The sequence below is a fragment of the Enterobacter cloacae complex sp. P29RS genome, from assembly GCF_014893445.1.
Taxonomy (GTDB): Bacteria; Pseudomonadota; Gammaproteobacteria; order Enterobacterales; family Enterobacteriaceae; genus Enterobacter; species Enterobacter intestinihominis.
Genome location: NZ_JADBPZ010000010.1, coordinates 155,415 through 169,774, shown reverse-complemented (window position 1 = coordinate 169,774; position 14,360 = coordinate 155,415). Strand labels below are relative to the sequence as shown.

Sequence of the window (14,360 nt, the reverse complement as noted above, 5' to 3'; positions counted from 1 at the left end):
GATGTAACATTGCCGTAGTTTTAGATTTACCCGAGGCCTGTATATCAGCAAAAGGTATTTGTGCTATGCAATTAAAAAAATAACCAATAATAAGAATTTTTAAAATTAACGATGGCACACCAGAGAATTCCGTGCCCATCCATGTGACCATAATTTCTTCTGAAAAGACAAATCCTATTAAACAAAGTGGAAAAATAGCTCCAGCCATTAATAAGTACGCTAATTTTTTTTGCTTATTTTTTTCGTTTTTTGCACTTAAACTGCTTAATTTGGGGAAAACCGCTCTAGATAGGGCTCCTGGGAATATGGATAATCGTTGCACTCCTTCAGACGGTGCTGTATAGAAGGCAACATGTGCTGCACCAAGTATATTTGATATGAAAAACCTATCTAAATATGCCATTAAAGGGCTAATGATATTACTTACAGTAATCCACCCACCATATTTTAATAACCTAGTAGCTGTTCCATAGTCCAGTCTCAGACCTGACTTTAATATATGATGCTTACATGCTACAAATGTAATTATTATTGATAATAAACGAGCAGTGAGCAAACCAATCACTGCATAGACCAATGAATTATTGAAGAAAACAAAAAAAGCTGGCAGCCCTACTATAAACGAGCTATTGAAAGTTTTGATAAAATTAATTTTCTTGAATTTCTCATAGCCTTCTAATATTCCCAACCAAGCTTGATTAAGCAAAAAAAGTGGGAGCGTTATGCCAAGTATTTCTATAGCGGTTTTTGTTTCAACGCGTAACGCTTCTTTGACATTTAGGAAACCAACTATATTTCCTGCTCCAAAATAAATACATCCCCCTCCGAGGAAGCCAAGCATTGTAAGAATTACTGTCGAATTAGATACTATTTTCTTTACTTCTTGTGAGTTATCTCTATAAAATGATATTTCCCTAATAACGGCTCTGGTAAGTCCTGCATCGAAAATACTAGCATAACCTACAAGTGCCGTAGCCAATGTAAAAAGCCCAAATTTCTCAGGGCCTAAATGTCTTGCTAAATATCCTAGCGATGGAATAGCTATCAAAGAAGGTATAATATAACCGCTAAGATTCCAAAATGTGTTTTTTATTAAACTCACAAGATTTCTCTTAATTAAAGATCAGTCATCTTTTTTGCTTTCTTATCTTTATCAGATAAGATTGGGCTTCCTTCAATAGGCCATTTTATCGAAAACGATTCATCATTCCACAGCAATCCACGGTCACTTTCTGGATGATAGTAATTTGTAGTTTTATATACAAATTCTGCAATATCACTTAGTACCAGAAATCCATGGGCAAACCCTTCAGGGATCCAAAGCTGCCGTTTATTTTCAGCAGAAAGATTCACACCAACCCATTTCCCAAACGTTGGCGAAGATTTTCGAATATCAACCGCTACATCAAATACTTCCCCAGCGACACAACGCACGAGTTTGCCCTGTGCATAGGGTTCAAGTTGATAATGTAGACCACGCAGAACGCCTTTACAGGATTTTGAATGATTGTCCTGCACAAACTCAACTTTACGCCCTACCGCCTCTTCAAACACTTTCTGGCTGAAACTTTCAAAGAAAAAACCACGATCGTCACCAAATACTTTTGGTTCAAAAATCAGCACATCAGGAATATCAGTTTTAATTACGTTCATGTCTTAATAACCTTTAATCATCTTCAGCAGGTACTGGCCATAGGCATTTTTCTTCAATGGTTCAGCCAGCTTCTTCACCTGCTCTGCATCAATAAACCCTTTGCGATACGCAATCTCTTCCGGGCAGGACACTTTCAATCCCTGACGCTCTTCAATCGTCGCAATAAAGTTGCTTGCCTCGATCAGGCTCTGGTGTGTACCGGTATCCAGCCACGCATACCCACGGCCCATCATTGCAACAGACAGACGACCCTGCTCCAGATAAATACGGTTGATGTCAGTAATTTCCAGCTCACCGCGCGCAGAAGGCTTCAGGTTCTTTGCCATTTCCACTACATCGTTATCGTAGAAATAGAGTCCCGTAACGGCATAGTTGCTCTTCGGCTCCAGCGGTTTCTCTTCCAGGCTGATTGCCGTGCCATCTTTATCGAACTCTACCACGCCATAACGTTCAGGATCGTTGACGTGGTAAGCGAATACGGTTGCACCGTCACCTTTGTTTACTGCTGCTTCCAGCTGTTTTGGCAAGTCATGACCATAGAAAATGTTATCGCCCAGCACCAGCGCACAGCTATCGTCACCAATAAACTCTTCGCCAATGATAAAGGCCTGTGCCAGTCCATCCGGGCTTGGCTGGACCTTATACTGAAGGTTTAGCCCCCACTGGCTACCGTCACCCAGAAGCTGCTCAAAGCGCGGGGTATCCTGCGGCGTACTGATGATCAGAATATCTTTAATCCCTGCCAGCATCAGCGTAGACAGCGGGTAGTAAATCATGGGTTTGTCGTAAATTGGCAGCAGTTGCTTGCTTACAGCCATGGTCACAGGGTAGAGACGAGTGCCGGATCCGCCGGCAAGGATAATACCTTTACGTGTAGCCATTATAATTTCTCTATAAACACGAAATGCCCGTAAACGGGCATTTTTCAATTGATTAAATGGATTGCGTCGTGAAAAGCTCAGCAAGCATACGTTTCACACCAACCTGCCATGCTGGCAAGACCAGGTTGAAGTTCTGCTGGAACTTCATGGTATTTAAGCGTGAGTTATGCGGGCGACGCGCAGGCGTCGGATATGCCGTAGTTGGTACAGCATTCAGCTTTTCAATCGCCAACTCAACGCCTGCCTTTTGGGCTTCTTCAAACACCAACGCCGCATAGTCGTACCAGGTTGTCGTCTCAGAAGCGACCAGATGGTAAAGCCCGGCAACTTCGGGTTTCATCATCGCTACACGAATGGCGTGTGCGGTACAGTCGGCTAACAGCTCAGCGCCGGTTGGGGCACCCACCTGATCATTAATGACGGAAAGTTCCTTGCGTTCTTTCGCCAGACGCAGCATGGTCTTAGCAAAATTGTTGCCTTTACCTGCATATACCCAGCTGGTACGGAAAATCAGGTGATTAGGGCAGTTATCCTGCAATACTTTCTCGCCATCCAGTTTCGTCTGACCATAAACATTCAGCGGTGCCGTCGCATCCGTCTCACTCCAGGGGGTTTCGCCATCACCGGGGAAGACGTAATCCGTGGAGTAGTGAACAACCCAGGCGCCAATCTTTGCAGCTTCTTTGGCGATAGCCTCAACGCTTGTCGCATTCAATAGCTGTGCAAACTCTGGCTCTGATTCTGCTTTATCCACTGCGGTATGTGCAGCTGCGTTGACGATCACATCCGGTTTGATATTACGAACCGTCTCAGCAATCCCTTCCGGGTTGCTGAAATCGCCACAGTAATCTTTAGAATGCACATCAAGCGCAATCAAATTGCCAAGTGGCGCCAGCGCGCGCTGAAGCTCCCAACCCACCTGACCTGTTTTGCCGAACAGAAGAATGTTCATTATTGACGTTCCCCATAGTTCTGTTCGATCCAGGTTTTATAAGCACCACTTTTTACGTTGTTAACCCAGTCCTGGTTGCTCAGATACCATTCTACGGTCTTACGGATCCCACTTTCGAACGTCTCTTCAGGCTTCCAGCCCAGCTCAACGCCAATTTTATGCGCATCAATCGCATAGCGGCGGTCATGGCCTGGTCGATCGGCAACATAGGTAATTTGGTCGCGGTAAGAGCCTTCTTTCGGGACGATCTCATCCAGTAGATCGCAAATAGTGTGCACAACGTCCAGGTTTTGCTTTTCGTTATGACCACCGATGTTGTAAGTCTCACCCGGTTTGCCCTGAGTCACAACGGTGTAAAGCGCACGCGCATGGTCTTCTACATAGAGCCAGTCGCGGATCTGGTCGCCTTTGCCGTAAATCGGCAACGCTTTACCGTCCAGGGCGTTCAAGATCACAAGCGGGATCAGCTTCTCAGGGAAATGATACGGTCCGTAGTTATTCGAACAGTTAGTCACGATGGTCGGGAAGCCGTAAGTGCGCAGCCACGCACGAACAAGATGGTCGCTGGATGCTTTGGAGGCAGAGTACGGACTGCTTGGCGCGTAGGCTGTGGTTTCGGTAAACAGCGGAAGCTCTGAGGATGCCGGATGTTCATCCGGATGCGGAAGATCGCCGTAAACTTCATCGGTGGAGATATGATGGAAGCGAAACGCTTTTTTCGCTGCGTCATCGAGCGTTGACCAGTAAGCACGGGCAGCTTCCAGAAGCACATAGGTCCCAACAATGTTGGTTTCAATAAATGCCGCCGGGCCGGTAATGGAACGGTCAACGTGGCTTTCTGCCGCGAGGTGCATCACCGCATCCGGTTTATGCTCAACAAAAATACGGTCCATAGCCGCTTTATCACAAATATCCGCATGCTCAAACACATAACGTTCGCTGGCGCTGACATCGTTAAGGGATTCCAGGTTACCGGCATACGTCAGTTTATCCACATTGACGACTTCATCCTGGGTATTGGTAATAATATGTCGTACAACCGCTGAGCCGATAAAGCCGGCCCCACCCGTCACAAGAATTTTCACGTTATCTATTCCGTTTTGTAGATATGTCGAGATATTGGCGTTCTTAATCCTGGTATTAATTCAGGATTAGAAATTTTTGCACGCTACCGCCCCTGGCTTAACAGCTACCAGTGCACTGAGCGAGTATTGAATATAAAATTGACTGTCTGATTTCAGACAAAAAACTGGCGTTAATTGTCGTCCTAAATGGACTCGGAAACAAGCACAAATCGTTACAAATCAGTCCAGATTTGAAGCAGGTAACTCTCTGTTATCACAGGAATTAATAACAAAAAGCGGCAGCCATCATTTTGTTTATGTAACAACATAACAAAATGATGGCTGCCGCGCATAAAGTCTTTCAGACTGCGGAAGGACTATCAGTCGTTAGCCAGCAACTTCTCAATCCGGCTTCTGAACTTCGCCCCTTCCTTCAGGTTACGCAGGCCATAGTTCACAAACGCCTGCATATACCCCATTTTCTTACCGCAGTCATAGCTGTCACCGGTCATCAGCATGGCATCAACCGACTGCTTCTTCGCCAGCTCAGCAATCGCATCGGTCAGCTGGATACGGTCCCAGGCACCCGGCTCGGTTTTTTCCAGCTCAGCCCAGATATCCGCATTCAGCACATAACGACCAACTGCCATCAGGTCGGAGTCCAGGGTCTGCGGCTGATCGGGTTTTTCGATAAACTCAACGATACGGCTCACCTGCCCTTCCGACTCCAGCGGCTCTTTAGTCTGAATAACAGAGTACTCAGAGAGATCACCCTTCATACGTTTCGCCAGCACCTGGCTGCGACCCGTTTCGTTGAAGCGTGCAACCATTGCCGCCAGGTTGTAACGCAGCGGATCGGCAGAGGCGGTATCAATGATGATATCGGGCAATACCACGATAAACGGGTTATCGCCTACGACCGGACGCGCGCACAGGATCGAGTGGCCCAAACCCAGCGGCTGCGCCTGACGCACGTTCATGATGGTCACGCCAGGAGGGCAGATAGACTGAACTTCCGCCAGAAGCTGACGCTTAACGCGCTGCTCAAGCAACGCTTCGAGTTCATAAGAGGTGTCGAAGTGGTTCTCTACCGCATTCTTCGAAGAGTGCGTCACCAGAACGATTTCTTTGATCCCTGCAGCAACAATCTCGTCGACGATGTACTGAATCATCGGCTTGTCAACGATCGGCAGCATCTCTTTAGGAATTGCCTTCGTGGCTGGCAACATATGCATGCCCAGACCCGCTACCGGTATGACTGCTTTCAAATTAATCATTATTTCTTCCACCTTAAAATGGTTGACGAATTATAGCTTTTAAACCTGTTTTCGCCAGCATGTTTTGCCGTAAATATGAAGTAATCCTAGGTCACCCCACCACAAATTACAGTAGTTGTAATCTGAATAGATCGCGATTTCGTTCCAGGAATTGTCGCAAAATAGTCTGGATGATTACCTGTGCGGCAGCGCAAAATTCAACCGTTCCGTATTCACCACGTGTTGATCAACGCGATCAATATCCACCGAGCTCTGCCCCTTTTCATTAACCGCTTTTATGTTCGCAAGCGACAGCAACGTCTCGTTTTTAGCCATAAATTTCCCGCGCACGTCTTTGCGCAAATCGAAGTTCATCTTCAGAGCCGGTCCCGTCGTTGACTCCTGCAACACGTTGATATTACGTAAGAAAAGGTGTTGGGGTTTATTATGCAGCTCAAGCGTTGCCCGCTGCATCTCCACGTTGGTGATGGCAACAAACGACGTGGCATTGCCGGAGGAAATCTGTATTCCGCGCAGCTTATAGGCAAGCTGTCGGTTATCCAGGCGAATATCGTTAAGTTTGAAGTTCTGCGGTATCGACAGATAATCGCCCTTGATCACGCCATAGCCAATTAGCATTCCGGCGCTGTTGACCATATCGACATTATCAATAACGAAATTATCACAGCCATAAATAGCTACCGTCGCGTTATCAATTCCGGCCTTTTTACTGAAGTCAGGAGTAATATTGCTGGCCTTGATATTACGGATCACAAAGTGTTTACCGTTTTCGACATGCACCAGCTGCCGACAGTTGCTGCCGGTGATATTTGCCACCACGAAGTTTTTAACGGTCTGCTGTTCCGGATAATCATTGTCGTACGTACTGCCGGCCAGCCCAATGCCTATGCCCCAGTTGATCTTGCCGTTGGTGCAGTTGATGTTATCGATCACGTGGTCCGAGATCAGGATGTTACGGTCGTTAATCGCCACGTTCCACTCAATCGCGTCACCCTGCAAGTGGCTGAATTTACTGTTGGTAATGCGCGCACCGTCCACCTGATTGTGGAACCCCTGACGCAGGATCGCGTAGTTGGCCTGCGTCACGGTGATGTTATCGATGAGCAGGTTGCGCATCACTCGCCGTTTTTTACCGCCGATGTAGATCTGGGTGACGGGGCCGAAGCCGCTCATCGCCAGCCCTTTAATGACACAGTCGGAGCCACGCACGTCCAGCGTGATGTTATGCGTGCGCCCTTCTCCTTCCCCAATGACCTCGCAGCCCTCCTGAAGCACAAACCGCCCGCGCCCGTTGCCCTTCAGCGCACCGCGGATCAGCAGGGTTTTGCCATCAGGAATGAAAATGCCGGTATTGATGTTTTCACAGGTTAACCCGGCGGGAACAACAACGGTATCGCCCTCGGCAAATGCCTGCCTGAAGGCGGCGATCCAGTCGTTATTGTTGTAGCGATCGACAGAAACCGTCTTCCCGGTTGCCGCCCGCGCAGCGCGGGGCGACAACAGCGGCATAGCAGCCAGGACGGATAAAGAAGAGACAAATCGGCGTCGGGTAATCTTATTCAGCATACAACCTCAGCGTTACAGCGTTTGCAGCAGGCTCGCTAACTGGCGATTAATCACCTGCTGATTGAATTCTGCTTCAACTTTTTGCCGCGCATTTTGCAGCACAGGGATCAGCGTCTGCTGATCGATATCGCTGAACGCGGCCAGACGGTCCGCCAGCGCCAGCGCATTGTTTTCAGGGACCAGCCAGCCGGAATGCTCAGAGGTGATCAGCTCCGGGATGCCGCTGTGTAACGTCGAGACCACCGGAATGCCGACGGCCATCGCCTCCATCAGCGCCACGGGAATGCCTTCCATATCGCCGTCGGCGCCGGTTACGGAAGGCAGCAGGAACACATCCGCGTCATCGAGCATGGCTTTCACTTCGTGGCTCGGCTTGAAGCCGGGCATCTCGACCACGTCTTCCAGCTGATACTGTTCGATCAGCGTGCGCAGGCGACGTTCCCACGGCCCGATACCCAGGATGCGGTAGTGGAAGTCCACACCGCGTGCCTTCAGCTGCCGACAGGCTTCGATGGCTACGTGCAGACCTTTCTTTTCGGTCAGGCGGGCAACAGAGATAATTTGCAGCGGCTTGCCCGGCACCTTGACAGGTCGCTGGGTGAAGCGTTCCATGTCCACGCCCATGCGTGAAACGGTGATTTTCTCGCTCGGGCACCCCATGGTTTTCAGGCGCCCGGCCCACAGGTCGCTTATCGGCAGCATCATGTCACCACGGCGAAACAGCTGCTGATATTCCGGCGTGTAGTGGTTCAGCACTTCACGGCTGGAGATATCGATACCGTGGAAAATGGTGGCGATTTTGCCGTCAATCACCCCCAGCTCACGCAGTTTTGCCGCCGTGACGCCAGCCGGGCCAAAGTGAGCGATAAAGACATCGGCCCGGTACGGCTGGGTCGTTTGCCCACAAATGGCGGATAAGATCAGGTTGCGGGCCTCCGCCCCATAGCGCGACATATTCAGCGCCCGCCACGTCGAGGCGCGATGCAGGCCGCGCAGCGTCTGTCCGGCGCGATGGCGCAGTTTGTTCATCCGTCCGGCGGGTTCGTCCTGCAACCAGCGGGTTTTCGCCTCCAGCCCATACTGGGTATACGCCGCATGGGTGTTTTGCGTATCGCCCTTTTGCAGGGCGATAATCTCCACGTCATACCCCATATCGATAAACGCGGTGATTTGGTTCAGCACAAAAGTTTCAGACGACAGCGGAAATTTCAGTAAGAAGAAACCAACCTTCATTTCCCCTCCCGGACGCGGTCGAGGACGGATTTCACCATGCCAATACCTTTTTCGCGTTCGGCTTTCACCGCCACCGCCAGACGTTCGTTGATCGCAGGCAGCTGGCCGAGCGTGTCGCCCACCATCGCACCCAGCGATCCGTCCAGCAGATGACGAATATCGACGGCCATTTCCGGCATACCGAGCTGCTGCATAATGCCCGCGGACTTGTGTTCGTAGTTGATGGCGATGGCTGGCGTGCCGAAGTTCATCGAGATAATGGCTGAGTGCAGACGCGTGCCCACGGTCAGTTCGCAGGCGGAGAGCAGCTTGCCCATCTCCAGGTCGTTCAGCTCGTCCATCACCACGTGGTAGCGGGATGGGTCGTTGACCAGGTTGCGCAGGTTGAGCGCCACCATGCGGTCATCTTTGTTGTAGCTGTCGATACCGGTACAGGTGGAAAGCGCCAGCACCTGGTAACCGCTGTCCAGCACGCGGTTCACCACCTCGGCAAAGGCTTTTTCATACGCCGCCTGAGTCGTGCCGAGGCGTTTATCGAACGGCGCAAGTTCACGCAGGGTAATGGCGACGGTTTTCTGTTTTGCCGCCACGTCCAGCCAGTGCTGTACCGCGTAGCTGGCCTGGAAGCTGTCATCCTGATGATCCACCAGCCAGGCGGTGTCTACGCCGTGCTCCACTTTGGTGGTGTCGATTTCGCTGCGCTTCATCATGTCGAGGCTGACCGATTCGCGCAGGATCAGCGCGTCACAGTGGCCGAAGACATAGTTCGCCAGCTGGTTGAACTGCGGATCCTGGAACGGCCCGACGCTGTGGCCAATCATAAACAGCGGTTTTTTCGCCATAAAGGTGCAGAGCGCATGCTCAAACTGCGGCACGCCGTACAGGTCGACGAAGAACGAACCGCCCACCTGAATAATGGCGTCATAGCCGGACAGCAGACGCACGAAATCGGTAAAGCCCTGCGCGATGGCGATGTTGCGCAGCTTGCCGGTGTCGGTTACGCGAGAAAGTAGCACCTGATGCTGGTAGCGGCGACGCAGTACTTTCTTCACGCGCCCCATCACGCCCGCAGCGTTGTTGTGCTGTTTCATCTGGCTGTAGAGCGGGTCGCCCATCACCGGGCGGTTCAGTAACCAGGATGAGCTGACCGGATAACGGCTCATCACATCCACTTCTGTCTCAGGCTTAAGGGTGTTAATTGCATCCAATAAACCGCGCAGGATGGCGCTGTCGCCACGGTTGCCGCAGGTATGGTTGCCAAGAATAAGTAATTTCATAATGGCCTCGTAAAATTAGCCTGCGCGAAGCAGCGTTTTCATTTTTTCGTTACGGCAAAACTGGCGCTTTATCTCAACCACCAGCGCATTGCGTGACAGTACAATCATCACGCCGAATGCCAGCGCGCCTGTCGCGACCTGCACCGCAAGCAGCGCCGCCAGCGGCAGATGCCCGTTGAGCACCACGCCCAGACCGTAGCTCACCGCCAGTGTCGGTAAGGAGAGATAAAACGGCAGCCACAGGCTGAGAATGTACTGACGGTAGCTGGAGCCCAGAACCGGTTTGATCATCACGAAGTAGCTCAGCACGGTATTGACGATCTGCACCAGCAGGAAGCCGAGCGTCACGCCAATGGCGCCCGCCATGTGCCCGCCCACAATGATTGCCGGAATAAACAGGAAGGTTTTAAACACGTTGAACTTGAAGCTGATATCCACGCGCGCCTTCGCCATCAGCAGAGAACCAATTGGATTCCCCACCGAGCGCAGCAGCCCCACAACGCACAGCAGTTGCAGGATCGGGATGATGCTGTTCCACTTCTCGCCAAACACCAGCGGTACGAAATTGCTGGCGACCACCATCAGCCCCAGCAGTACCGGGAAGTTGATGATCCCCACCACGGAGAGCAGCTTGTAAAAGTTCACGCGCAGCTTCTCGGTATCGTCCTGAATTTTGGCGAACGCCGGGAACAGCACGCGGGTAATGATTGGGTTGAGCTTCATCGGTGGGACAACCGCGACGTTATACGCCAGGTTGTAGCCGCCCGCGACGCTCGCGCCCAAAATGCGCGCCAACACCAGCGTAGAGAGGTTAGTATTCACATAGTTGATAATGCTGTCTGCCGTCAGCCACGCGCCGAAGCGTAGGTTGGATGAAACAGACGCCAGCGAAAAATGCAGTCCCGGGCGATAAATCTTGCGGCCAAAGAAGCCAAACAGCAGCGTGCGCACGGCAGAGTTAACGAGGTAGCCGAGAATGGCGGTCATCGCCAGCGGCCAGAAATGGGCGCTGACAACGGTGAAGGTAAAGCCCGCCAGCACGGCGCTGGTTTCAATCATGCCTATCTTATTGAACTCCAGCTCTTTCTGCATCAGCGCGCGGAACTGCTGCCCGTGCGGGATCACCACGAAAGCAAACGACAGGGTGCGCATCAGCGGCGCCAGGTCCGGGTTATGCAGCACGCCGGCAATCACATCGCTCAGCAGGAACACCAGCACAAAGACGAAGATACCCAGCCCGACGTTCAGCCAGTAGAGGGTGGTCAGCTCAAGATGGCTGATCTCTTTGCGCTGGATAATGGAGTTGGCGATACCAAAGTCCGACAGCGTATCGGCCAGGGCGATAATCACCAGCGAGACGGTCAGCAGACCAAACTGGTGGTTATCGATAATGCGCGCCAGCACCGTCATCTGCACCAGGCCGAGGCCAATGATGACGATGGTGGCCATGGCTGACCATTTTGCGCCGCTGATGGTTTTTTCTCGTAAGCTCATCTTAGTACGCCGCTTTGTTCACGAAACCTTTGAAAATGGTCAGAAAAACAATCTTGATATCGAACCAGAGGCTCCACTCGCGGATATACTCCAGGTCGAACTCGATGCGTTTTTCCATTTTTTCCAGCGTGTCGGTCTCGCCGCGCCAGCCGTTAATCTGCGCCCAGCCGGTGATGCCCGGCTTCACCTTATGGCGCAGCATGTAGCCTTCAATCAGGGTGCGATACTGCTCGTTGTGGGCAACAGCGTGAGGACGCGGCCCGACGATGGACATCCCGCCGGTGAACACGTTAATGAACTGCGGCAGCTCGTCCAGCGAGGTGCGGCGAAGGAAGTTGCCCACGCGGGTGACGCGCGGATCGTTCTGCGTCGCCTGGGTCACCACCTTGTCGTTCTCCATCACCTTCATGGAGCGGAATTTCCACACCATGATCGGCTTACCGTCCATGCCGTAGCGGGTCTGACGGAAGATGATCGGCCCTGGAGAGCTGAGCTTCACCGCCAGCGCAATGCAGCACAGCACCGGGGAGATGAGCAGCAGGATCAGGGACGAAAGTACGATATCCTCCACGCGCTTCAGCACGCGGTTAATCCCCGACAGCGGCGTGTCGTACAACGGAACAACCGGTACCCCGTTCACCTCTTCAATACGGGAGTGGAGAATATTGAAGGTAAACACGTCAGGGATGAGGATCACCGAGCAGGTGGTATCGGCCAGCTCGCGCATCAGTGTCTTGATGCGGGATTCATCTTTCATCTGCATGGCGATGTAGACGTTGTGAATTTTGCCGGCTTTCGCGTCTTCTATCAGCTGTTCGTAGCTGCCCGCCCAGTCAGATGGTACGCCGCCGGGCTTCGCGTCGTGATAAACGCCGACCACTTCAAAACCTAACCACGGCTCTTTGCGGAAGCTGTCGAGCAACACCTGTCCCACCGGCAGGTCGCCCGCCACGGCAACAAAGCGACGGTTATACCCACGGTTGCGCAGCCAGCCCGCGCCAAAGCGGATCAGCGAGCGGCAGACCACCATGCCAACGCTGGTTAACAGATACCAGCAGAGATAGGTCACAAGCCGATTATCAAAATCATGGCTGAACGCCACCAGGCCTGCGCTGAAAATCAGGCTTAAGGTCCAGTTCTGGAGCAGCAGCATCAGTTCGGTGGTCATTTTGACGCCACGCCATGAACGATAGAAATCGGTCATGCCGCCGATCATCTGAAACACCACCAGCGCAATCAACGCCATCAGCAAGTGCATGTATAAGAACGACTGCCCGCTGACCCAACACACCGCCCACAGTCCGCCGACCATGATGGTGATATCAGAAAAACGCTGCACCATAGAGATTAACGATGCATTCGTTCTCGCTCGCTCGCGCTTTTTTAGATTTGTCATCGTTGTTCCTTTAGTTCTAAACCTTTCCCCTCGCCCCTCACCCCGGCCCTCTCCCCAAAGGGGAGAGGGTGTTCAAGTTCCCTCTCCCCTTTGGGGAGAGGGTTAGGGTGAGGGGTAAGGTTTTCTTTTTACTGATTCAACAGCGCCAGAATGTCCTTCGTTCGGGCTTCCATCAGCGCGGTATCGGCGCGGGACTCCACGTTCAGGCGCACCACCGGCTCGGTGTTGGAGGAGCGCAGGTTGAAGCGCCACTGCGGGAACGCCATGCTGATACCATCCGTACGGTCAATTTCCAGCGCATGAATGGCAAAGTGCTGTTCGACGCGGGCGATGGCCTCGGCTGGCTGTGCCAGTTTGCTGTTGATCTCGCCGCTCGCCGGGAACGCCGCCATGCGGTCGCGCACCAGTTCGCCCAGGCTCTGTCCTTTCAGGCACAGCAGCTCGGTTACCAGCAGCCACGGGATCATCCCGCTGTCGCAGTAGGCAAAATCACGGAAATAGTGGTGGGCGCTCATCTCGCCGCCGTAGATGGCGTCTTCCTCGCGCATACGCTCTTTGATAAACGCGTGGCCGGTTTTGGACATCACCGGCTCGCCGCCCGCGGCCTTCACCACGTCGACGGTGTTCCAGGAGAGGCGCGGATCGTGAATGATTTTCGCCCCCGGGTTTTTCTCGAGGAACGCTTCCGCCAGCAGGCCAACGATATAGTAGCCTTCGATAAACTGCCCTTTCTCGTCGAACAGGAAGCAGCGGTCGAAATCGCCGTCAAAGGCGATACCCATATCGGCGCCGTGCTCAATCACCGCGTTGCGGGTGTCGTCGCGGCACTCCGGCAGCAGCGGGTTAGGAATACCGTTCGGGAAGTTTCCGTCAGGCGTGTTGTGCACTTTGACGAAGGTCACCGGCACGTTCAGCGCCTTAAAGCGGGCTTCAAGTGCATCGACAACCGGGCCTGCCGCGCCGTTGCCGGAGTTAATCACCAGCTTCAGCGGTTTGAGGTTCGCCACGTTGATGTAGCCCAGCAGGTGGTCGATGTACTCTTTTTGCAGGTTGATCTGCTTATAGCTGCCGCGCTTCGCTTCGTTCACCGGCGGGAAGTCGTTGGCCTCGGCCAAACGCTGCACGTCGCGCAGACCGGTGTCGCCGCTGATAGGACGCGCGCCCTTGCGCACCAGCTTCATGCCGTTGTAGTCCATCGGGTTATGGCTGGCCGTCACTTCGATACCGCCGTCCACGCCCAGGTGGAAGGTGGCAAAATAGATCTCTTCGGTACCGGAAAGGCCAATGTCCAGCACGTCGACGCCCGCGTCCTGTAGCCCTTTCGCCAGCGCCAGTTTCAGGGATTCGCTGGTGAGACGCACGTCGCCGCCCAGCACGATAGTTTGTGGTTTCAGGTATTCGCCGTACGCGCGGCCGATGCGCCACGCAATGTCTTCGTTCAGCTCTTCGCCCAGCTTGCCGCGAATATCGTAGGCTTTAAAACAGGTTAATTTTTCCATGATGACCCCTTTTTCAGGCAACAGTTGGCCCGCCCGTTAACAGGCTTAATTGTTTTTTATTCATTCG

Annotated in this window: 12 protein-coding genes; all 12 read right to left on the bottom strand. The window is 52.4% G+C overall.

Annotation, left to right across the window (positions count from 1 at the left end; all coding sequences use genetic code 11):
- The coding region (locus IM282_RS10010) for a flippase (RefSeq protein ID WP_192970367.1) at positions 1-1,102 on the bottom strand (1,102 nt) is incomplete at its 3' end.
- 14 nt (positions 1,103-1,116) lie between these two features.
- The gene (gene rfbC / locus IM282_RS10005; protein WP_063150030.1) at positions 1,117-1,653 is read right to left on the bottom strand and encodes a dTDP-4-dehydrorhamnose 3,5-epimerase; all 537 of its coding nucleotides are present in this window, start codon (positions 1,651-1,653) and stop codon (positions 1,117-1,119) included.
- A gap of 3 nt (positions 1,654-1,656) precedes the next feature.
- Positions 1,657-2,535 carry a glucose-1-phosphate thymidylyltransferase RfbA gene (rfbA, locus tag IM282_RS10000; protein ID WP_045341336.1) on the bottom strand — a complete coding sequence of 293 codons (879 nt, stop codon included), beginning with the start codon at positions 2,533-2,535 and terminating at the stop codon, positions 1,657-1,659.
- Between the two features lie 52 nt (positions 2,536-2,587).
- Positions 2,588-3,487 (bottom strand): dTDP-4-dehydrorhamnose reductase, encoded by a 900-nt coding sequence (rfbD, locus tag IM282_RS09995; protein WP_192970366.1) that lies wholly within the window; start codon positions 3,485-3,487, stop codon positions 2,588-2,590.
- Positions 3,487-4,572, bottom strand: a complete 1,086-nt coding sequence (gene rfbB, locus IM282_RS09990) for a dTDP-glucose 4,6-dehydratase (RefSeq protein WP_192970365.1) — start codon at positions 4,570-4,572, stop codon at positions 3,487-3,489. Before rfbB ends, rfbD begins: the two co-directional genes overlap by 1 nt.
- 359 nt (positions 4,573-4,931) lie before the next feature.
- Entirely contained in the window at positions 4,932-5,828 is an 897-nt protein-coding gene (gene galF, locus IM282_RS09985) for a GalU regulator GalF (RefSeq protein WP_023306567.1), read from the bottom strand.
- A gap of 174 nt (positions 5,829-6,002) precedes the next feature.
- On the bottom strand, positions 6,003-7,394 hold the full coding sequence (gene wcaM / locus IM282_RS09980) for a colanic acid biosynthesis protein WcaM (protein WP_192970364.1): 1,392 nt from the start codon (positions 7,392-7,394) through the stop codon (positions 6,003-6,005).
- Positions 7,395-7,406: 12 nt separating this feature from the next.
- The gene (gene wcaL / locus IM282_RS09975) at positions 7,407-8,627 is read right to left on the bottom strand and encodes a colanic acid biosynthesis glycosyltransferase WcaL (RefSeq protein ID WP_180243355.1); all 1,221 of its coding nucleotides are present in this window, start codon (positions 8,625-8,627) and stop codon (positions 7,407-7,409) included.
- The gene (wcaK, locus tag IM282_RS09970) at positions 8,624-9,904 is read right to left on the bottom strand and encodes a colanic acid biosynthesis pyruvyl transferase WcaK (RefSeq protein ID WP_126291221.1); all 1,281 of its coding nucleotides are present in this window, start codon (positions 9,902-9,904) and stop codon (positions 8,624-8,626) included. The genes wcaL and wcaK overlap by 4 nt, the downstream gene beginning before the upstream one ends.
- 15 nt (positions 9,905-9,919) lie before the next feature.
- Complete coding sequence (wzxC, locus tag IM282_RS09965) at positions 9,920-11,398, bottom strand: colanic acid undecaprenyl disphosphate flippase WzxC (protein ID WP_126291219.1); 1,479 nt, start codon at positions 11,396-11,398, stop codon at positions 9,920-9,922.
- A gap of 1 nt (position 11,399) precedes the next feature.
- Complete coding sequence (wcaJ, locus tag IM282_RS09960) at positions 11,400-12,794, bottom strand: undecaprenyl-phosphate glucose phosphotransferase (protein ID WP_038416372.1); 1,395 nt, start codon at positions 12,792-12,794, stop codon at positions 11,400-11,402.
- A gap of 128 nt (positions 12,795-12,922) precedes the next feature.
- Positions 12,923-14,293, bottom strand: a complete 1,371-nt coding sequence (cpsG, locus tag IM282_RS09955) for a colanic acid biosynthesis phosphomannomutase CpsG (protein ID WP_022648631.1) — start codon at positions 14,291-14,293, stop codon at positions 12,923-12,925.
- Positions 14,294-14,360: the final 67 nt, after the last annotated feature.